19 protein-coding genes are annotated in these 19915 nt (G+C 61.1%); 15 read left to right on the top strand and 4 right to left on the bottom strand.

Features of this window, described 5'->3' with window-relative positions:
* The first annotated feature begins 55 nt into the window (after positions 1 to 55).
* The 11 genes from murG (at position 56) to dnaE (ending at position 12710) form a co-directional block, all read left to right on the top strand.
* Positions 56 to 1186 (top strand): undecaprenyldiphospho-muramoylpentapeptide beta-N-acetylglucosaminyltransferase, encoded by a 1131-nt coding sequence (murG, locus tag KUF55_RS06600; protein ID WP_218818364.1) that lies wholly within the window; start codon positions 56 to 58, stop codon positions 1184 to 1186.
* 4 nt (positions 1187 to 1190) lie between these two features.
* A complete protein-coding gene (gene murC / locus KUF55_RS06605) occupies positions 1191 to 2591 on the top strand; it encodes a UDP-N-acetylmuramate--L-alanine ligase (RefSeq protein WP_218818365.1) in 1401 nt (466 codons plus the stop codon).
* Positions 2591 to 3346, top strand: coding sequence for a cell division protein FtsQ/DivIB (locus KUF55_RS06610; protein WP_218818366.1), 756 nt, complete (start codon positions 2591 to 2593; stop codon positions 3344 to 3346). Before murC ends, KUF55_RS06610 begins: the two co-directional genes overlap by 1 nt.
* A gap of 199 nt (positions 3347 to 3545) precedes the next feature.
* On the top strand, positions 3546 to 4718 hold the full coding sequence (gene ftsZ / locus KUF55_RS06615; RefSeq protein WP_132364831.1) for a cell division protein FtsZ: 1173 nt from the start codon (positions 3546 to 3548) through the stop codon (positions 4716 to 4718).
* Positions 4719 to 4756: 38 nt separating this feature from the next.
* Positions 4757 to 5479 (top strand): polyphenol oxidase family protein, encoded by a 723-nt coding sequence (locus KUF55_RS06620; protein WP_218818367.1) that lies wholly within the window; start codon positions 4757 to 4759, stop codon positions 5477 to 5479.
* Positions 5480 to 5640: 161 nt separating this feature from the next.
* Positions 5641 to 6174: a cell division protein SepF gene (locus KUF55_RS06625; RefSeq protein ID WP_132364835.1), complete on the top strand. Its 534-nt coding sequence runs from the start codon at positions 5641 to 5643 to the stop codon at positions 6172 to 6174.
* A 21-nt stretch (positions 6175 to 6195) separates the two neighbouring features.
* Positions 6196 to 6501 carry a YggT family protein gene (locus KUF55_RS06630; RefSeq protein ID WP_132364837.1) on the top strand — a complete coding sequence of 102 codons (306 nt, stop codon included), beginning with the start codon at positions 6196 to 6198 and terminating at the stop codon, positions 6499 to 6501.
* Between the two features lie 217 nt (positions 6502 to 6718).
* A complete protein-coding gene (locus KUF55_RS06635; protein ID WP_132364839.1) occupies positions 6719 to 7411 on the top strand; it encodes a DivIVA domain-containing protein in 693 nt (230 codons plus the stop codon).
* 165 nt (positions 7412 to 7576) lie between these two features.
* Positions 7577 to 8101 (top strand): signal peptidase II, encoded by a 525-nt coding sequence (gene lspA, locus KUF55_RS06640; RefSeq protein ID WP_218818368.1) that lies wholly within the window; start codon positions 7577 to 7579, stop codon positions 8099 to 8101.
* A complete protein-coding gene (locus tag KUF55_RS06645) occupies positions 8098 to 9036 on the top strand; it encodes an RluA family pseudouridine synthase (protein WP_218818369.1) in 939 nt (312 codons plus the stop codon). Before lspA ends, KUF55_RS06645 begins: the two co-directional genes overlap by 4 nt.
* Before the next feature lie 164 nt (positions 9037 to 9200).
* The gene (gene dnaE / locus KUF55_RS06650; protein WP_255557441.1) at positions 9201 to 12710 is read left to right on the top strand and encodes a DNA polymerase III subunit alpha; all 3510 of its coding nucleotides are present in this window, start codon (positions 9201 to 9203) and stop codon (positions 12708 to 12710) included.
* Positions 12711 to 12732: 22 nt separating this feature from the next.
* Here dnaE and KUF55_RS06655 read toward each other — a convergent pair whose 3' ends face one another.
* Entirely contained in the window at positions 12733 to 13230 is a 498-nt protein-coding gene (locus tag KUF55_RS06655) for an SRPBCC domain-containing protein (RefSeq protein WP_218818371.1), read from the bottom strand.
* Between the two features lie 150 nt (positions 13231 to 13380).
* Between KUF55_RS06655 and hisD the strand changes: the two genes are divergently transcribed.
* Both hisD and nrdR read left to right on the top strand, forming a co-directional pair.
* A complete protein-coding gene (gene hisD / locus KUF55_RS06660; protein WP_218818372.1) occupies positions 13381 to 14739 on the top strand; it encodes a histidinol dehydrogenase in 1359 nt (452 codons plus the stop codon).
* Between the two features lie 144 nt (positions 14740 to 14883).
* Positions 14884 to 15372, top strand: coding sequence for a transcriptional regulator NrdR (nrdR, locus tag KUF55_RS06665; RefSeq protein ID WP_132364847.1), 489 nt, complete (start codon positions 14884 to 14886; stop codon positions 15370 to 15372).
* Between the two features lie 123 nt (positions 15373 to 15495).
* Here the strand turns inward: nrdR and ppgK are convergent, their stop codons facing one another.
* Both ppgK and map read right to left on the bottom strand, forming a co-directional pair.
* Entirely contained in the window at positions 15496 to 16284 is a 789-nt protein-coding gene (ppgK, locus tag KUF55_RS06670) for a polyphosphate--glucose phosphotransferase (protein WP_218818373.1), read from the bottom strand.
* A gap of 50 nt (positions 16285 to 16334) precedes the next feature.
* Positions 16335 to 17210, bottom strand: coding sequence for a type I methionyl aminopeptidase (gene map, locus KUF55_RS06675; protein WP_132364851.1), 876 nt, complete (start codon positions 17208 to 17210; stop codon positions 16335 to 16337).
* A gap of 142 nt (positions 17211 to 17352) precedes the next feature.
* Here map and KUF55_RS06680 point away from each other — a divergent pair, with 142 nt between their 5' ends.
* Entirely contained in the window at positions 17353 to 17550 is a 198-nt protein-coding gene (locus tag KUF55_RS06680; RefSeq protein WP_218818374.1) for an SPOR domain-containing protein, read from the top strand.
* Positions 17551 to 17567: 17 nt separating this feature from the next.
* Here the strand turns inward: KUF55_RS06680 and panB are convergent, their stop codons facing one another.
* Positions 17568 to 18425, bottom strand: a complete 858-nt coding sequence (panB, locus tag KUF55_RS06685; RefSeq protein WP_132364855.1) for a 3-methyl-2-oxobutanoate hydroxymethyltransferase — start codon at positions 18423 to 18425, stop codon at positions 17568 to 17570.
* A 135-nt stretch (positions 18426 to 18560) separates the two neighbouring features.
* Between panB and glnA the strand changes: the two genes are divergently transcribed.
* Positions 18561 to 19901: a type I glutamate--ammonia ligase gene (glnA, locus tag KUF55_RS06690; RefSeq protein ID WP_132364857.1), complete on the top strand. Its 1341-nt coding sequence runs from the start codon at positions 18561 to 18563 to the stop codon at positions 19899 to 19901.
* Positions 19902 to 19915 lie beyond the last annotated feature (14 nt).

Genomic DNA, 19915 nt, shown 5'->3' on the forward strand with positions numbered 1-19915 from the left:
CCACCACAAGACAAAAATGCCGATGAAACCCGTTGAAGGAAGCACACAGAATCCCATGACTGAGCCATTACGCGTGGTGATCGCCGGCGGCGGAACGGCCGGACACATCACCCCCATGATCGCCATCGCCGATGCCCTGCGCGAGCAGGACCCCGCGACGAGTATCACCGCCGTGGGTACGGCCCTCGGGCTTGAAACCCGCCTGGTACCCGAAGCCGGCTACGAGCTGCGCACCATCAACAAGGTGCCCATGCCGCGGCGGCCCTCGCTGGATTTGCTGAAGCTACCCTTCCGCTTCAGCGCCGCGATCAAGGCCGCCGGCGCCATTCTGGATCAGACCAAGGCTCAGGCGGTGCTCGGGGTCGGCGGTTACGTCTGCACCCCGGTCTACTTGGCCGCAAAAAAGCGTCAGCTGCCCATCTTTGTTCACGAGGCCAACGCCCGTGCCGGATTGGCCAACAAGGTAGGCGCCAGATACGCGAAGGGTGTTGGCGCAGCCTTCAGCGGAACCGGGCTGCCCGGAGCCAAAGTGGTGGGCATGCCGATGCGCGGTTATGTGGCGAAAATGGACCGGGCCGCGATGCGCGAATCCGCCCGAGCCGCGCTGGGCTTCTCCGCGAAGGCTCCGGCACTGGTGGTCACCGGAGGCTCATCGGGAGCCGCCTCAATTAATGCCGCCATCGGCGCTGCCCTGCCCACGCTCAGCGCCAAGGGGATCGAGATCTTGCACATCACCGGTCGGGACAAGGTGGTGCTGGATGCGGCCGGGGAGCCACTCACGGCACCGGGTTACCGTCAGGTCGAATACGTTGACTCGATGGAGCAGGCCTACGCCGCGGCAGATTTGCTGGTGGCCCGTTCCGGGGCTGGCACGGTCTGCGAGCTGGCGGTCGCCGGTACCCCCTCGGTCTTGGTGCCACTTCCCATCGGCAACGGCGAACAGCGCCTGAACGCCACCGACCTCGTGGCCGCTGGCGGCGCAGTGCTGGTCAACGATGCCGAATTCACGGCCGAGTTCATCAACTCCACCGTGCTGAACCTGCTCCTCGATCGCCCGGCACTGGCGAGAATGGGGGCCGCCGCGAAGGCCCAGGGTCGCACCGACGCTGCAGCAGCGATGGCCACCATGATCCGTACGGGTCTGGGACACAGCGCACCGCCACTCACCTCCAGAACGGAAAGCTAGCATCATGCAGGAACAACACACACTTCAGCAGCTGGGCAACGTCCACCTCCTGGGCATCGGCGGCGTGGGCGTCTCGGCCGTCGCCAGGCTCATGGTGGCCCGCGGGCTCAATGTCTCGGGCACCGATGCCAAGGACCTGCCGGTGCTCCACGATCTTCGAGAAGCAGGTGCCCGCATCAACGTGGGATACGCCGCGGGGAACCTCGGGGACGCCGATACCGTGGTGATCTCCTCGATCATCAAGGCCGGTAACCCGGAGTATGACGAGGCGGTCGCCCGCGGGCTGAGAATCCTGCACCGTTCACAGGGGTTGGCCGCCGTCATGGAGGGCCACCGGGTCATCACCGTTGCCGGTACCCATGGCAAGACCACCACCACCTCGCTGATCGCCAGCATGCTGCGCACGGCGGGAGCTTCCCCGACGTTTGCGATCGGAGCCAACATTGCGGCGCTGGGTACCAACGCCGAATTCGGTGAGGGTCGAATCTTTGTCGCCGAGGCCGATGAATCCGATGCGTCCTTCCTGAATTACTCCCCGGATGTCGCGGTGGTAACGAACATCGAGGCAGATCACCTGGATCACTACGGCAGTGTTGAGGCGGTGCACCGCGCCTTCTACGATTTCGCGTCCTTGCTTCCGGAAGACGGGCTACTGATTTGCTGTGCCGATGATCCGGGGTCCCTCGCCCTGGCCACGCGCATGCGCAAGGAACGTCCGGCGCTGCGGGTGCAGACCTATGGGTTCGCGCCCGATGCGGATCGCCGTCTGGTGGATCCGCATCCGCGCGGGCAGCGTTTTGCCTGCTCCTTGGAATGGGGCAGCGGGGAAAACATCGATCTTGAGCTCGCACTGCCGGGAAACCATAATCTGCTGAATGCTGCTGCGGCCTTCTGTGTTGGGTTGGATGCCGGGTTGGACCCCGAAGCCGTGACGGCGGGACTTGGTGCGTTCACCGGTGCCGCACGCCGCTTCGACTTCCGCGGTGAGGCCGGGGGAGTGCGGGTCTTTGATGACTATGCACATCACCCCACCGAGGTCTTGGCCGCGTTGCGCGCCGCGCGTGCCGTTGCCGGCACCGGTGCCGTTCACGTGTTGTTCCAGCCCCACCTCTTCTCGCGCACTAAGGAGTTCTACAAGGAATTCGCCGCCTCGCTGTCGCTGGCTGACTCGGCCTATGTGCTGGAGATCTACCCGGCACGCGAGTCGCCGATTCCGGGGGTTACCAGCGAACTTGTCAGCGGCGAGCTGGCTACCGCCGGCGGACTGGTCTCCATGGGGCAGGCTGCGGCCGTGGTTGCCGGTGTAGCGGCCTCGGGAGACGTGATCATGACCATCGGTGCCGGAGACGTCACCGAGCAGGGCAGCGCCATCTTGGCGGCCTTGGAAGAGCGTCTGGGTCACTGATGGTCACCAAGCCAGGGCAGAGCAGGGGCAATTCGAACGTCCTGGACCTGCCCGAGGACCCCAGGCGACGCACCAAACGGCGCTGGATCATCGGTGGTTCGGTGGTGGCTGCCGTGGTGGTGATCCTGATGCTGGTGCTCAACTTTTCCCCCATCTTGGCCATCAAGAACGTCCAGGTGAACGGCAATACGTTGGTCACCGACGCGACGGTGCAAAAGGCGCTTGAGCCGCTGCATGGCGTTCCGCTCTCACGCGTGGGAACGGGGCGAGTGATGGAATTGTTGGCCGGTGAGCCGGCCGTGCAGGACGCCATCGTCCAGGCCGAGGCCCCCAACACGCTGCACGTTCAGATTGTTGAATATGTGCCCGTTGCGCTGCTCATCGAGGGCAAGAAGCGTTCGCTCGTGGGCCCTGAAGGCCAAGTCCTGGCGCAATTGTCGGCCAAGGCGAAGCCGAAGCTGCCCACCATTGAGTCCTCGAAAGCGACGAAGGACCCAAAGGTCTTTGCCATCGTGACGCGAGTTCTCTCCGAACTACCGGATAAGCTGTTGGCGACCGTGGATCATGCAACGGCCACCAGCAAGGACTTCGTGGAGCTCACGCTCAACGACGGAACACTGGTGGTTTGGGGTGATGCTCAGGATGCGGCACTGAAGAACAGTGTTCTTCAAGCCCTTCTGGCAGCGCCCAAGGACAAGGAAGCACCCATCAAGGTGTACGACATTTCTAGTCCGCAGCACCCTGTGGCCCGGTAACGGGCCGCAAAAGACGGCAATAGAAGAAAAATGAACGACTTTGCGGCGACACGCGGCCGTGGTCGTTGCATGTACGAACTCCGAACCATAGCGTTTTCATAGCGGTTGCTTGACATAACTATAACCTTCGAGTTGAGGGTTAACGTTGGTCCGGTTGAGCTTCCTCGGTCAGCAGCACATCGAACAAGGGAATCAGGACGTGGCAGCTCCACAGAACTACCTCGCCGTCATCAAGGTCGTCGGCATCGGCGGTGGTGGCGTCAACGCCGTCAACCGCATGATCGAAGTTGGCCTGCGAGGCGTCGAATTTATTGCAATCAACACGGATGCGCAGGCATTGCTCATGAGCGATGCCGACGTCAAACTCGATGTGGGACGCGAACTTACCCGTGGCCTGGGCGCCGGCGCCAACCCCGATGTGGGTCGCCAGGCGGCCGAGGATCACGCCGAGGAAATCGAGGAAGTGCTGCGCGGGGCCGATATGGTCTTCGTCACCGCTGGTGAAGGCGGTGGCACCGGTACCGGTGGCGCACCGGTCATCGCACGCATTGCCCGCGGCCTTGGCGCACTGACCATTGGTGTGGTTACCCGTCCGTTCACCTTCGAAGGCCGTCGCCGCGCAACCAGCGCCGACAACGGTATCGAAGCACTGCGCGACGAAGTCGACACCCTCATCGTCATCCCGAACGACCGCTTGCTCTCGATCTCCGATCGCAACGTCTCGGTCCTTGACGCCTTCCGCCAAGCGGACCAGGTACTGCTCTCGGGCGTACAGGGCATCACCGACCTGATCACCACCCCGGGCTTGATCAACCTCGACTTCGCCGACGTGAAGTCGGTCATGCAGGGCGCAGGCTCGGCATTGATGGGCATCGGTTCGGCACGAGGTGAGGATCGCGCGGTCAAGGCCGCCGAGCTTGCCATCGCTTCACCGTTGCTCGAAGCCTCCATCGATGGTGCTCACGGCGTGCTGCTCTCCATCCAGGGTGGCTCGGATCTCGGTCTGTTCGAAATCAACGAGGCCGCACGCCTCGTGCAAGAAGTTGCTCACCCCGAGGCCAACATCATCTTCGGTGCCGTCATTGACGATGCCCTGGGTGACGAGGCTCGCGTGACGGTTATTGCCGCTGGTTTTGACCAGGTTGATGCCACCAGCACCCCGGCTGCCCCGCAGCCGATCGTGCGCAGCGCGCCGGCAGCACCCGCGTCGGCACCGGCAGCACCGGCCACGGCGCCCGCCGCAGCACCTCGTCAAGAAGTTCGCTCGTCGGTAGCAACCGCCGAGCAGGGCTTTGAGGAACTGCCCGCCATTGTTGAGCCGGACCTCTCGGCGACCAATGACGACCTGGATGTCCCCGACTTCCTCAAGTAGGGACAAACACTCACCGGAACGGAACCCTTCCACAGCCCATGTTGCGATACGAATCAGCACTCGCTCCGCGAGTGCACGTTGCGTTCACTTCCACGGCCGAGGGAAACCTGGCCTTCCACGTTCCCGATGATCGCGACGCCGTGCTGCTGCGGCGTCGCGATCTCGAGCGGGGGCTCGGTCTGGGTGAATCTCGATTCACCTACATGAATCAAGTTCACTCGGCAACAGTGGTTGAGCTCACCGGCGATGAGTCTGAGGGTCAGGGCCCCACCTGCGATGCGCTGGTTTCGGCCACCGCAGCGGTGCCGCTGGCCGTCATGGTCGCCGACTGCGTTCCGGTGGTCTTCGTGGGGGCAACTCCGCGCGGAGGAATCAGTGCCGTAGCCCACGCGGGAAGGCGCGGATTGCTTGACGGCATTCTCACCGCCACCGTGGAACGTCTACGTTCGGGGGGAGCGACCAGCATTGAAGCCTGGATCGGTCCGGCCATCTGTGGCAGCTGCTACGAGGTCCCCGAATCCATGGCAAAGGAAGCCACCATTCAGCGGCCCGGAATTCAAAGCACCACCCATCACGGCACCACGGGGCTGGATTTGCCCGGCGCCGCGGCCACCGAATTATCCGAGCTGGGTGTAGTGGTCAACCAATCCGGAATCTGCACGCTCGAGGATGAGAACTACTTTTCCTACCGACGTGATTCACAAACCGGTCGTTTGGCGGGACTTGTCTGGCAGGACGTTGAGGCTTCGGCCGCAACGTAAGAACATCAGCCCTCGTGGAGCGCAATAATTCTGCGGGGCGACACACCGAGCGATTCTCCCCGATGTCCTCAAGCACCGACAATTGGTGCTGTAGCGTCGAGTTAGCGGAGAGACTTGCGGTCCGGCAATCGTCGACCGCAAACGATTAAAAGGAGAAGACCATGGCTGGCGCATTGCGCAAGACAATGATCTACCTGGGACTCGCCGAGGGTGACGAGAACTTCGAGGCCGAGAAGCAAGACATTCAAGCGCGTGAAGAAGTGCGCTTAGTCGAGCCGGTTCGCGAAGAGTCGGTCGCCGCACAGCCTGCACCGGTAGCACCAGTGGCACCCCGAGCTGTCATCGAAAACGAATACCGGGCTCCGGTAACACCCATCAAGCGCGCACCTTCAGCACGGGACGAGGACTCTTCATTGCGTCAGATCACCACCGTTCATCCACGGTCCTACAATGATGCGAAAATCATTGGGGAGAACTTCCGTGATGGCATACCTGTCATCATGAATGTCACCGATATGGGCGAAGCGGACGCCAAGCGTCTGGTCGATTTCTCTGCGGGTCTCGCCTTTGCCCTGCACGGCAGCATCGAGCGGGTCACCAACAAGGTTTTCCTGCTCTCCCCGTCGACGGTAGAGGTACTCGGTGAGGACAAAAAGCAGTCCGAAGACCAAGCCACCTTTTTCAACCAAAGCTAGAACCAGGGGTTCGAAGTAAACGTGGAGCTAATTTTCGCCCTACTTTATGTGCTGCTCACGGTGCTGCAAGTCATGCTACTTTTACGCATAGTGCTTGATATCACTGAATCTTTTGCGCGTAGCTGGAGGCCACAGGGCATTTCCTTGGTTGCCGTTACACTGATCGCCAAGACCACGGATCCACCCATGCGGTGGTTACGCTCACGTATTAAACCGCTTGATCTCGGGGGAATTCGCCTTGATCTTGCGTTCATCATTTTATTCTTCGCCGTCATAGTGCTCAAACTTGTTGTCAACAACTTGGGCGTAGCGGCGGCGTTGAGATAAGCCTTCAAAGAGGCTAGTTTTTCGGTCGCGACAAGGGCTAAGGGCATCACTTTCCGGTAAGAAAGTCCGTTGCTTTTAGCCTTTACCCGGTCAGTCGTTATAGTGTTGTCACAATGAGCGCAGCGACTGCACCGGGCTGCGTTCTAGTAAAACGGTAAGTGTACTCGTGCCGCACTTCAGCGGTTCGGGGAGAAGAACCAAGTATCGAGGTGACCAGATGGCTCTCACGCCAGAAGATGTAGTCAACAAACGATTTCAGCCAACGAAGTTCCGCGAAGGCTACGATCAGGATGAGGTTGACGATTTCCTAGACGAGATCGTTGTCGAGCTACGTCGTCTGACGCAGGAGAACGACGATCTGCGTCGTCGCCTGTCGGAAGCCGGCGTCAGCGAAGGCGCTCAGTCCGTTCCTGCGCCAGTAGCAGCCGCACCTGCGGCCAAGCCGGCCGAAGCCGACAAGGCCAAGGAAGCCGCCAAGGCTCCCGAGGTTAAGAAGGAAGAGACCAAAGCTCCGGAGGCCCCCAAGGCAGCCGAGCCGGCCAAGGTCGTTGCAGCGGCCCCGGTCGCAGCAGCAGCTCCGGCTACTTCCGCCGAATCCGCCGCGGGCGTTTTGGCCATGGCACAGCGCCTGCACGACGAATACGTCTCCGCAGGTGTTGAGCAGCGCGACAAGATCATTGCTGAAGCACAGGTTGAGGCCACTGGCCTTGTCACCGATGCCGAAGAGAAGAGCCGTAAGACGCTCTCCGCACTGGAACAGCAGAAAACTGTTCTGGAGCGCAAGGTTGAGCAACTGCGAGGCTTCGAGCGCGACTACCGTGCACGTCTGAAGACTTACATTGAAGGCCAGCTGCGCGACCTGGAAGCCAAGGGGTCCATGGACACCACGGAAGCCAAGGGCAACAGCTAATCTGCTTCACCATTTGCCACACATATTGATGGCTTAAGATTGTTGGCGGTCGGAACTCCGGCCGCCAACAATTCGTTAAAGGACACGATGGAAAACAGCTCCGTACCCCCTGCGTCTCAGGGTTCGACCACGCCGGGGTCCGGCCGGGGAAACACCCGAACCCTCATGATCGCCACCAGTGCCCTTGCCGTGCTCGGGCTGCTCTTGGACCAGATCACCAAGCGCATCGTGGTGTCCACCATGTTTGAAGGCCAAGTCATTGACGTCTTGCCGCCGCTATTGCGTTGGTATTTCATCAAGAACTCTGGCGCAGCATTTTCCATGGGTGAGGGATTTACCTGGGTCTTCACCATCATTCAGGCGGCGGTTTTGCTCTATGTGGCAATCATGCTGGTTCGCAAAATTCGCATCTGGCCCTGGGCGCTTGCTCTGGGCGGACTGATGGGCGGGGTGGCGGGCAACCTCACCGACAGGCTCTTCCGGGCCCCCTCCTTCGGCCACGGCCATGTGGTTGACTTCATTGCTCTACCCAACTTCGCCATCTTCAACGTTGCGGATATGTTCATCGTTTGCTCGATGATCGGCATCTGCCTCCTGCTTCTTAGCGGCCGCGAACTGGATGGACAAAAGAACTCAGCAAAGAACACCACCGAACCGGGCGCCGGTCCGGACATGAAGGATCAGCCGTGAATGCCGAACGTAACGAATCCCTGCTGGTCGAGCCCGAAGAGGCCGACCAGCGCATCGACGCTTTCCTCGTTGCGCGTTTAGGTCTTTCTCGTGTCCAGGCAGCTCTCTTGTGCACCGAAGGCAACGTGAGCGTTGCTGGCAAAGCCTTGTCCAAGTCGAAGAAAATCGTGGCCGGCACCACCGTCGATGTCTTTCTCCCGCTTCGACCGGATCCATTAGAAATCAGGGTAGAACTCGTGGAAGATCTCAAGATCATTGCCGACGATGACGATTACGTTGTCATTGACAAGCCGGTCGGCGTCGCCGCACATCCATCGCCAGGTTGGGTCGGACCCACTGTGGTTGGCGCACTGATCGCTGCCGGCTACCGGATCTCCACCTCGGGCGCTGCCGAACGTCAGGGCATCGTTCACCGCTTGGACGTGGGAACCAGCGGGTTGATGGTTGTCGCCAAGACCGAGCGCGCCTACACCGCATTGAAGCGGGCCTTCAAGGAACGTACCCCCAAGAAGATCTACCACGCAGTGGTTCAGGGACTACCAGATCCACTCGAGGGCACCATTAACGCTCCGCTGGGGCGCCACCCAGGCTACGACTGGAAGTTCGCCGTAGTGGAGGATGGTCGCCCGTCGGTGACTCACTATAAGGTCATCGAGGCCTTCGGCCGTGCCTCCCTGGTGGAGGTCACCTTGGAAACCGGGCGCACCCACCAGATTCGTGTGCACTTCGGTGCCATGCGTCACCCCTGCGCGGGGGACCAGACCTATGGGGCCGACCCGAAGCTGTCCGCAGCACTAGGGCTGACCCGCCAATGGCTCCACGCCCAGCGACTGGGCTTCTTCCATCCCGTTAACGGTGAATGGGTGGAGTACACCAGCTCGTATCCGCTGGACCTGGTCAGCTCGTTGGAGTTGTTGCGCGAGGGCAATTTCTAGCCCCACCTGAACATCATTGGAGGCACCCACACACCCGTGTGGGTGCCTCTTCCCACAACCGGTGTCGGTGGCGGGCGCAGGCGTGGAAGAGGGCCTAGACTGGATCGGTGGCTAGCTCTAATCGCGATGGATTCGTACACCTTCACACGCATACCGAATACTCAATGCTTGACGGTGCTGCGCGCCTGACTGAACTCTTTGAGGAGACCAACAGGCTTGGCATGACCGCCCTGGCCACCACCGACCATGGTTATCTATTCGGTGCCTTCGACTTCTGGTCCAAGGCCACAGCAGCCGGGGTCAAGCCGATCATCGGCATCGAGGCCTACGTCACCCCGGGTACCGCGCGCGATGACAAGACCCGCGTGAAGTGGCGCACCGACGAAAGCCAGAAGCGCGATGACGTCTCCGGCGGTGGTCTCTACACCCACATGACGTTGCTGAGCTACAACAACACCGGCATGAAAAACCTTTTTAAGGCCTCCTCATTGGCTTCCCTTGACTCGGTATTTGGCAAGTATCCCCGGCTCGACCGGGATCTGCTGGACACCTACCATGAGGGCATCATCGCCACCACCGGTTGTCCCTCAGGCGAGGTGCAGACGAAGCTGCGCCTCGGGCAATACAACGAGGCCAAGGCCGCCGCGGCGGAATTTCAGGACCTTTTCGGCAAGGAAAACTATTTCTGCGAGTTCATGGACCACGGGCTGGACATTGAACGTCGGGTCACGCAGGACCTCTTGCGTCTGGCCAAGGAACTAAACATCCCGCGGGTTGCCACCAACGACCTGCATTACACCCACGAGCACGACGCCAAGGCCCACGAGGCCCTGCTGGCCATCAACTCCGGTTCCACACTCGATGAGCCGACCTACGACCAGGGCGGCTCGCGCTTCGCCTTCTCGGGGTCCGGCTACTACCTCAAGAGCCCGGCCGAAATGCGCCACCTCTTCCGTGAGATGCCTGATGCTTGTGACAACACCCTGCTGATCGCCGAACGCGCGGAGGTGTCCTTTGATACCAGTGCCAACTACATGCCTCGTTTCCCCTGCCCGGAGGGCGAGGACGAAACCAGCTGGCTGATCAAGGAAGTCGACAAGGGGATGCACTACCGCTATCCCAACGGCGTCCCGGAGGCATCGCGCAAGCAGGCGGACTTCGAACTCGACGTCATCATCAAGATGGGCTTCCCCGGCTACTTCCTGGTCGTTGCCGACTTCATCAACTGGTCCAAGGACAATGGCATTCGCGTTGGACCCGGCCGTGGTTCTGGTGCCGGTTCTATGGTTGCCTACGCCATGCGCATCACCGACCTTGACCCGCTGGTCCATGGTTTGATCTTCGAGCGTTTCTTGAACCCCGAGCGTGTTTCGATGCCCGACTTCGATGTCGACTTCGATGATAGGCGCCGCTCGGAGGTCATCAGGTACGTGACCGAAAAGTATGGCGACGAGCGCGTGTCGATGATCGTGACCTACGGGTCGATCAAAACCAAGCAGGCGTTGAAAGACTCTTCGCGTGTGCTTGGCTACCCCTTCTCGATGGGTGAATCCCTGACGAAGGCGCTGCCACCCGCCGTAATGGCCAAGGACATCCCACTCAATGACATTGAGGACCCCAAGTCCAAGCGGTACTCCGAGGCCGGGGACTTCCGCCAGCTAGTCGCCACCGATCCCGAGGCTGCTCGTGTTTTCGAAACCGCGAAGGGCATCGAGGGGCTCAAGCGCCAGTGGGGCGTGCACGCCGCCGGCGTGATCATGAGCTCTGATCCCATCATCGACGTCATCCCGATCATGCGCCGCATCCAGGACGGACAGGTGATCACCCAGTTCGACTACCCGACCTGTGAAGGCCTGGGGCTGATCAAGATGGACTTCTTGGGACTGAGAAACCTCACCATCATTTCGGACGCGCTGGAGAACATCAAGGCGAATCAGGGCGTGGAACTGGACCTCGAGCGTCTGGAGCTTGACGACGCGGGCGCCTATGAGCTGATGGCCCGTGGCGACACCCTGGGCGTCTTCCAGCTCGATGGTGGGCCCATGCGCTCGCTGCTCAAGCTCATGCGCCCGGATAACTTTGAAGACATCTCCGCTGTGCTCGCGCTCTATCGCCCGGGCCCCATGGGCGCAAACTCGCACAACAACTACGCGTTGCGCAAGAACAAACTCCAGGAAGAAACCCCGATCCACCCCACGCTCTTGGAACCGTTGCGGGAGATCCTCGGTGGCACCTACGGCCTGATCGTGTACCAGGAGCAGGTCATGTCCATTGCGCAGAAGCTGGCCGGCTTCTCGCTGGGCCAAGCCGACATCCTGCGCCGCGCCATGGGCAAGAAGAAGAAGTCCGAGTTGGACAAGCAGTTCGCCGGCTTCTCCCAGGGCATGATCGACAACGGGTACACCAAGGAGGCCATCAAGGCCCTCTGGGACATCCTGTTGCCCTTCTCCGACTATGCCTTCAACAAGGCGCACTCGGCCGCCTACGGGGTGATCTCCTACTGGACCGCCTACCTCAAGGCCCACTACCCGTCCGAGTACATGGCAGCACTCTTAACGTCCGTGGGTGACGATAAGGACAAGACGGCCATGTACCTGAACGAATGTCGTCACATGGGCATCACCGTTTTTGCTCCCGACGTCAACGAATCCGCGCTGAATTTCACCCCGGTCGGCAACGACATTCGCTTCGGCATGGGCGCCATCCGCAACGTCGGCGCCAACGTGGTCAACGCGTTGGTCGAGGCCCGTGTGGAAAAGGGCAACTTTGAGAACTTCGCAGATTTCCTGCAGAAGGTCCCGGCCGTGGTCTGCAACAAGCGCACCATCGAATCCCTGATCAAGTCCGGCGCCTTTGACACGATGGGCCATGCCCGACGCGCCCTGGTGGCCATCCACGAAGAGGCCGTGGACTCGGTTATTGCCGTGAAACGTAATGAGGCGGCCAACCAATTTGACCTCTTCAGCGCCTTTGATGATCCCACCGCCGCGGCCGGCATGACGGTAGCGGTTCCGGATATGCCCGACTGGGAAAAGAAGGACAAGCTGGCCTTTGAGCGCGACATGCTCGGTCTCTACGTCTCGGACCACCCGCTGAAGGGTTTGGGTGGCCTGCTGGAACAAAATGCCGACATGTCTGTCACCCAGGTGCTCTCTGATGACGGACCGCAGGACGGCCACACCGTGACCGTCTGCGGGATGATCACCTCACTACAGCGCCGCATTGCCAAGAAGAGTGGCAACCCGTATGCGCGCTGTGAGATCGAGGACCTTTCCGGGTCCATCGAAACCATGTTCTTTGGCAACGCCTACGCGCCGATTGCTAACGTGTTGGCCGAGGACCTCATCGTCGTGGTGAAGGGGCGGGTACAGAAACGTGACGACGGATCAATCACGCTTAACGCTCAGGAACTCACGGTTCCGGAAATCAGTGAGGACGGCGAGGGAGGCCCGGTGGTCATCTCGATGGCTAACCATAAGGCGACCGAGGAAGTCATCTCCGCCCTCGGGGAGGTGCTGCGCGTTCACCAAGGCACCACCGAGGTGCGGGTGAAGCTACACAGCACCCGTGGGGTATCGCTGATGCGCCTGGGCATGGAATACCGCGTGAACCCGAACTCGGCACTCTTCGGCGACCTCAAGGTCCTGCTGGGCCCGACCTGCTTGGACGGCTAGCGGCCAATGGAGAAGCGGATCCTCAGTGGTCCGTAGTGGTATAGCTGGGGGCCAGTGCTGGGTAGTACTGGTCCCACTGCACGGTGGTGACGTCGCCTCCGCGCAGGTGCACGAGGGCCCGCTCCAGGTAGTACTCCCATCCCGGTCCGATCGAGCTTGGGTCCTCACCTGGACCCAGATCCTGAGTGAACCGGATGATTCCGGCGCCGGGCGTCCCGGAGATCTCCCATCCAAGGTTCCAGGATCCATACTCGCTTACCGTGGATAAGCTCAGCTCATGTGGGGCACGGCAACGCAGGATCTGCACGTCCGCCGGTGTGGCTTCGACGTCGTCTTCGACCATTGAAAAGGTCAAATCACCACCCTCGGTGGAACCGCGCAGGATCCCCACCCACCCGGCCAGACCCGGAGCGGTGGTGAAGGCCTCCCACAGCTGCTGGGGGTCATGGGTGGTGTGGCGCTCGATGGTGATTCGAACCCCGTCGGTGGTCGACTCCAGGGAGCCGTATGGTTTTATCATCAATACTCCTTGTGTGGTGGTGTGACGCGCATGAGGTGACTCTTTCACAACTGAGCTTTGCGCGGAAGTCACAGCGCGAATAACGAATATTAAGCCGGTCGGGTCCACGGTTTTCGCGGCCGCGACCACCTGACCCTATAAACTGATCTGGTGACCAGCAACGTACGCCCCCAGACCTTTTCCGCGCTCCAAGACCTTGACCTGCGAGGTACAGCCCTTGACCATGCGAGCCTCAAGGCGGTGCTGCCGCGCCCCGAGTTGAACTTCGCCACCGCCGCCGAGGCCGTGGAGTCGATCATTGGCCGCGTGCGCACCGAGGGCTTCGCCGCCCTGTCCGAGCTGGCCGAGAAGTTCGACGGTGTCCAACAGGACTACACCCGCGTCCCTGCCGAGGCCATGGAACGTGCCCTGGCGGAGCTTGATCCCCAGGTCCGTGCCGGCCTAGAGGAATCAATCACTCGGGCCCGTGCCTTTGCCGCGGCCCAGGTGCCTGAAGACACGTCCGTGGAATACGGGACGGGTGCAACCGTCACCCAGCGCTGGGTAGCTGTGCGCCGGGTGGGTCTCTATGTTCCGGGCGGCCTAGCGGTATACCCGAGCTCGGTGATCATGAACGCCGTGCCTGCCCTGGCCGCCGGTGTTGGATCCCTGGCCATTGCCTCGCCCCCGCAAAAGGAATTCGGCGGACTGCCCCACCCCACGATCTTGGCCGCTGCCAAGCTCTTGGGAGTCGAGGAGGTCCACGCCATGGGTGGTGCGCAGGCCATCGCCGCACTCGCCTACGGCGTCGCCGTGCCCGGAGGCGTAGACCCGGCTCTGGCCATCGAGCCGGTTGACGTGGTCACCGGCCCCGGAAACCTCTTTGTCGCCACCGCCAAGCGCCTGGTCAAGGGCGTGGTCGGTATCGATGCGGAAGCCGGCCCCACCGAAATTGCCATCCTGGCCGACGCTACGGCGAACCCCGAGTATGTAGCAGCGGATATGATCTCGCAGGCAGAACACGACCCGAACGCGGCGGCCGTGTTGGTCACCGACTCACCCGACTTGGCCGAAGCCGTTCGGAAAGCGCTGGAGAACCAGTGCCGCACCACCAAGCACGCAGAACGTGTTGGCCTTGCCCTGGGTGGCAAGCAGTCGGCCATCATCCTGGTATCGAACATCGACGCGGGTATTGCGGTCTGCAACGTCTACGCAGCGGAGCACCTGGAAATCCACACGGCTAACGCGCACGCGGATGCGGCAAGAATTTCCGCTGCCGGGGCCATCTTCATTGGGTCCCACGCTCCCGTATCACTTGGTGACTACTGCGCCGGATCCAACCACGTGCTGCCCACCAGCGGCACCGCGGCCTTTGCCTCGGGCTTGAACGTTAATACCTTCCTCAAAGCCATACAGGTCATCGACTATGACCGCGCGGCGTTGCAGGTGGTGGCGCCCCACGTGGTGGCGCTGGCCAACGCCGAGGATCTGCCGGCCCACGGTGATGCGGTGGCCATCCGCTTCGCCTGAGATTGCCCGGTGCCCCGAGATTGTCTGGCACTGTGTTAAAGACCACTGCGCATGGTAATGACCGTGTTGTGATTAGGCTATATGTAGCCATAAACTGATCGCGGGCACACTTGTGTCTTGAAAATGTCCCGAGGAAGGGGTGCCATGTACTGTCCCTATTGCAGGCACACCGATTCGCGTGTTGTTGACAGTCGCTTGACCGACGACGGTACCGCGATCCGCCGTCGTAGACAATGCGCAGAATGCGGACGACGGTTCAGCACCGCGGAGACCACGAGCCTGAACGTGCTTAAGCGTTCGGGGGTGGCCGAGCCATTTAGTCGCGCCAAGGTCATCAACGGAGTGCGCAAGGCGTGCCAGGGTCGCCCGGTGACCGACGATGATTTGGCCTTGCTGGCTCAGGAAGTCGAAGAAGCCGTGCGTTCCAGCGGCGCCGCGGAGATTAACGCTCGCGAGGTTGGTCTGGCGATCCTCACACCCTTGCAGCGCCTCGACGAGGTGGCATACCTGCGCTTCGCCAGTGTTTACCAAGACTTCAAATCTCTTGAGGATTTTGAGGCTGCCATTAAAAAGTTGCGGACCGAACGCGAGAACCGGCCGGTCGGCCCACAACGTCCACTGAGCGCGCGATAGCGGCTTAGGCCTTTGCCTCCAGCACAAACCCTGCAGAACAAACAACGGCGGGTCAGCTTCCTTCTACAACTAGTTTTCGTTGTAGAAGGAAGCTGACCCGCCATTAGTTTTTTACCGGATTAATTAGGCCCGATCGAGGCCCTGCTGCAATGCGGCACCAACGATGCCCGCATTGTTTTTGGAGGTAGCCACCGTGATCGGGGTGTTCAGGCTGAGGCGTGGCAGGTAATCCTCGGCGCGCTTGGAAATCCCGCCGCCAATGATGAACAGTGTGGGGGAGAAGAGGAACTCAACGTGGGAGAAGAAGCGCTGTAGGCGCTTGGAATATTCCTTCCACGACAGGTCCTCTCGTTCCCGCGCCGAGGCCGAGGCCCTGGATTCGGCGACGGCCGAATCAATTTCCAGGTGTCCCAGTTCCACATTGGGAACCAAGACACCATTGTGGATGAGTGCCGATCCGATGCCAGTACCCAGGGTGATCACCAGGACCGTGCCAGCAACGCCGGCTCCGGCACCAAAGTGTGCCTCGGCGAGGCCGGCGGCATCGGCGTCGTTCATCACGTGGACCTCGCGACCCAGTCGCTCGGTGAACAATTTATCGACGTCGGTGCCGATCCACGATTTATCCACATTGGACGCGGAGCGAGCAACGCCCTGGTGGATGATCGCCGGGAAGGCCACGCCAACGGCACTGTTTGTATCCGGAGCTTCGGCTCGGGTGGCCAACTCGGCAACAATCTGCGCCACAACCTCGGCGACCGCAGCCGGCGTGGCCGGCTTGGGGGTATCGAAGCGGACACGATCGCCAATGAGCGTTCCGGTGGCTAAGTCAACGATGCCGCCCTTCATACCGGTGCCGCCGATATCGATGCCAATGGCTGTGGGCGATGGGTTCAGTGCGCGTTCAGACATACGAGTCGAGATCTTTCTCTAAGGATGGGCTAAAACGGGTTCCCTGATTTTTAGGCCAGGGTCAGGATTTCGGCGCCGTCCTCATTGACGAGCAGTGTGTGTTCAAACTGTGCTGTGCGCTTGCGGTCCTTGGTGGTGGCAGTCCATCCGTCGTCCCACATGTCCCACTCAATGGTTCCCAAGGTCAGCATGGGTTCAATGGTGAAGGTCATGCCGGGTTCGATGAGCTGGCTGTAGGCCGGTGCTGCATCGTAGTGGGGGATGATCAATCCAGTATGGAAGGATTCTGCCACGCCGTGGCCTGTGAAGTCGCGCACCACGCCATAACCGAAGCGTTTTGCGTAGGCGGAAATGGTGCGGCCGATGACATTGATCTCGCGTCCCGGCATGACGGCGCGGATGGCCCGACGCAAAGATTCCTCGGTGCGTTCTACCAAGAGGCGTGATTCTTCATCAACGTCTCCGGCGAAGAAGGTGGCATTGGTGTCGCCGTGGACTCCGCCGATGAAGGCGGTGATATCGATATTAACGATGTCACCCTCCTGCACCACGGTGGTATCGGGGATGCCGTGGCAGATGACCTCATTGATCGATGCGCACAATGACTTGGTGAATCCGCGGTAGCCCAGCGTGGACGGGTACGCCTTGTGATCAAGCAGGAATTCGTGCCCGATTTTGTCCAACTCATCGGTGGTGATGCCCGGAACAACCGCCCGTCCGACCTCGGCCAGTGCCTGCGCGGCGATCTTTGACGCCACGCGCATCTTGGCGATGATCTCCGCCGAACGAACTTCGGGGGCATCGGACTTCCGCGGTGCGGGACGGCCAACATATTCCGGACGCGCGATCGAGTTGGGGACGGTTCGTTGCGGGGTCGGCGTCCCGGGCTTAAGGGATCCGATGGGTGCGGTTGTTGCTGAAGACATGTCTTTCATTCTAGCGGGGCAGGATCAGCCGATGGCCACGCACATTGTTCATTTTATTCCGCTGGGATTGAGTCGGCGGATGTAGTGTGGTGGGCAAGGAGCGCCGACGGCGCCACGAAAACGAACGGTGGGACGGATAAACATGAGTGACGCATTGCCCGGCGAGGGCGAATTCTGGTTCAACATCACCACCGGCGTGGTAGAGACCGGACCCCAAACGGATTGGTCCCAGCTCTTGGGCCCATACGCATCAAGGGCCGAGGCCGAGGCCGCCCTGAGCAAGGTGCGCGAGCGCAACGAGCAGTGGGACGAAGAAGACGAAAAGGAAGAGGAAAACTAAGGGGGCGAATACTGCCCCTAGCTTTCCGGGAACTCGTGCTCGGTCGCCGGGAAGGTGCCCCGAAGGACATCCTCACGGTAGGCGGTTGCCGCACCGGCTACCACCGAGCGTAAGTCCGCGTACTTTTTGACAAAGCGTGCGCTCTTCCCGCTGCCTAAACCGAGCATGTCCTGCCAGACCAGCACCTGTCCGGTGGTGGCGCCACCGGCGCCGATGCCCACGGTGGGTACATGCAGTGCTTCATCAACACGACGGGCCGTGCTGGTGGGGACCATTTCCATGAGCACAGCAAAAGCGCCTGCGGCCTCAAGGGCCTGGGCATCGGTGATCATAAGGTCCCCGGCATCGCCGCGACCCTGAACTCGGTAGCCGCCCAGAGCATGTTCGGATTGTGGGGTGAAACCAATATGCGCCATCACCGGCACGCCGGCAGCCACCAGTGCGCGCACATGCGGCGCGAAGATAGCACCACCTTCGAGTTTCACTGCGTGCACACCGCCCTCCTTCATTAATCGCACGGCCGAGGACACCGCCTGCTCGGGGGAGACCTCGTAGGAACCGAAGGGCATATCGCACACCACCAAAGCGTGCGAGGCACCGGATACCACCGACTTGGCAAAGACGATCATGTCGTCCATGGTGATCGGCAGCGTTGAGGAATAGCCCATCACGGTATTGGCCGCCGAATCTCCCACCAACAGGACCTCAATGCCACTGGCATCGAAGATGCCCGCCATCATGGTGTCGTAGGCGGTTAACATGGCAAATTTCCTCCCCTGATCTTTGGCAGCTTGGAGGTGATGCAGACGGATTCTGGGCCGTGCGGCGCCCTCTGCGGACGCCGGATTCGTGGGTGTTGAAGGATGTGCGCTCATGTGCAGAAGACTAATGCACAACGCAAGAATGACTCCCTTCCATGTCATGAGGGAAATTCGAGATAAAGACCGTATAAAGTGGGTAAGTGGGGCGGAAATCGCCGCCGTTGCACCCCCTTGTGGAAGGAACCCGCCGTGGATCGCCAGCAGGAATTCGTCCTGAGAACCATTGAGGAAAGAGACGTACGTTTTGTGCGTCTGTGGTTTACGGACGTTGTGGGTTCCATGAAATCGGTGGCGCTTGCCCCGGCGGAGGTCGAAGGCGCCTTTGAGGAGGGCCTCGGCTTTGATGGTTCCTCCATCGAAGGACTTTCGCGCATTTACGAGTCCGACATGCTCTTGCAGCCGGATCCCTCGACCTTCCAGATCCTCCCGTGGCGTGGTGAAACCGAACCCACCTCACGGATGTTCTGTGACATTCAGACCCCCGATGGTCTGCCCGCCGCGGCCGACCCGCGCCACGTCCTGAAGCGCCAGCTGGCCGCCGCAGCAGACATGGGCTTCACCTGCTACACGCACCCGGAAATTGAATTCTATTTGTTGCGTTCCTCCGAGCTGGGCGCCGAGGGCTACCCGGTACCGGTTGACCGGGGCGGATACTTTGACCACGTCACCGGCGGCGTCGCTCAGGACTTCCGCCGCACCGCGGTGACCATGCTCGAAGCCGTGGGGATCTCGGTGGAGTTCAGCCACCATGAAAACGGTCCGGGACAAAACGAAATCGACCTGCGCTACGCGGATGCGTTGCAGACGGCCGACAACATCATGACCTTCCGGACGGTGATCAAAGAGGTCGCGATCCAGCAGGGCATCTACGCCACCTTCATGCCCAAACCGTTCTCCGATGAGGCCGGCAGCGGCATGCATACGCACTTCTCGCTCTTCGAGGGCGACACCAACGCCTTCTTCGAGGCCGGACGCGAATTCCAGCTCTCGGACACGGCACGACAGTTTATTGCCGGTATCCTGCGTCACGCACCGGAATTCACCGCCGTCACCAACCAGTTTGTGAACTCCTACAAGCGCCTGTGGGGTGGGGGAGAAGCCCCCAGCCACCGCTCGTGGGGACATAACAACCGGTCGGCCCTGGTGCGGGTGCCGTTGTACAAGCCGGGCAAGGGTCAGTCGGCGCGTGTTGAATACCGCGGCATTGATTCCGCGGCCAACCCCTACCTGGCCTACGCCTGCCTCCTGGGCGCCGGTCTGAAGGGTATCCAAGAAGGTTACGAACTCGAGCCGCAGGCCGAAGACGACGTCTGGGGTTTGAGCAGCGCAGAGCGCCGAGCCAGCGGGCACGATCCGCTGCCGGGCTCACTGCACGATGCGATTCGTGCCATGGAGGAGTCCGAGCTGGTGGCCGAGATTCTCGGCGAGCAGGTCTTCACCTCCTTCCTGCGTAACAAGCGTGATGAATGGGAAGCCTACCGGCAGAACGTCAGCCCGTTCGAGCTGCGCCGCTACCTGGGGATCCTCTAGGAACGTGGTGCCGG

The organism is Paeniglutamicibacter sp. Y32M11 (genome assembly GCF_019285735.1).
GTDB lineage: Bacteria > Actinomycetota > Actinomycetes > Actinomycetales > Micrococcaceae > Paeniglutamicibacter.

Bases quoted from the DNA above. Each gene is read 5' to 3' on its own strand.
- murC (WP_218818365.1), top strand. From the start codon at position 1,191: ATGCAGGAACAACACACACTTCAGCAGCTGGGCAACGTCCACCTCCTG.
- ppgK (WP_218818373.1), bottom strand. From the start codon at position 16,284: ATGTCTGAACGCGCACTGAACCCATCGCCCACAGCCATTGGCATCGAT.
- KUF55_RS06680 (WP_218818374.1), top strand. From the start codon at position 17,353: ATGAGTGACGCATTGCCCGGCGAGGGCGAATTCTGGTTCAACATCACC.
- lspA (WP_218818368.1), top strand. From the start codon at position 7,577: ATGATCGCCACCAGTGCCCTTGCCGTGCTCGGGCTGCTCTTGGACCAG.
- map (WP_132364851.1), bottom strand. From the start codon at position 17,210: ATGTCTTCAGCAACAACCGCACCCATCGGATCCCTTAAGCCCGGGACG.
- panB (WP_132364855.1), bottom strand. From the start codon at position 18,425: ATGAGCGCACATCCTTCAACACCCACGAATCCGGCGTCCGCAGAGGGC.
- dnaE (WP_255557441.1), top strand. From the start codon at position 9,201: ATGCTTGACGGTGCTGCGCGCCTGACTGAACTCTTTGAGGAGACCAAC.
- KUF55_RS06655 (WP_218818371.1), bottom strand. From the start codon at position 13,230: ATGATAAAACCATACGGCTCCCTGGAGTCGACCACCGACGGGGTTCGA.
- KUF55_RS06620 (WP_218818367.1), top strand. From the start codon at position 4,757: ATGTTGCGATACGAATCAGCACTCGCTCCGCGAGTGCACGTTGCGTTC.
- KUF55_RS06625 (WP_132364835.1), top strand. From the start codon at position 5,641: ATGGCTGGCGCATTGCGCAAGACAATGATCTACCTGGGACTCGCCGAG.
- nrdR (WP_132364847.1), top strand. From the start codon at position 14,884: ATGTACTGTCCCTATTGCAGGCACACCGATTCGCGTGTTGTTGACAGT.
- murG (WP_218818364.1), top strand. From the start codon at position 56: ATGACTGAGCCATTACGCGTGGTGATCGCCGGCGGCGGAACGGCCGGA.
- KUF55_RS06635 (WP_132364839.1), top strand. From the start codon at position 6,719: ATGGCTCTCACGCCAGAAGATGTAGTCAACAAACGATTTCAGCCAACG.
- KUF55_RS06610 (WP_218818366.1), top strand. From the start codon at position 2,591: ATGGTCACCAAGCCAGGGCAGAGCAGGGGCAATTCGAACGTCCTGGAC.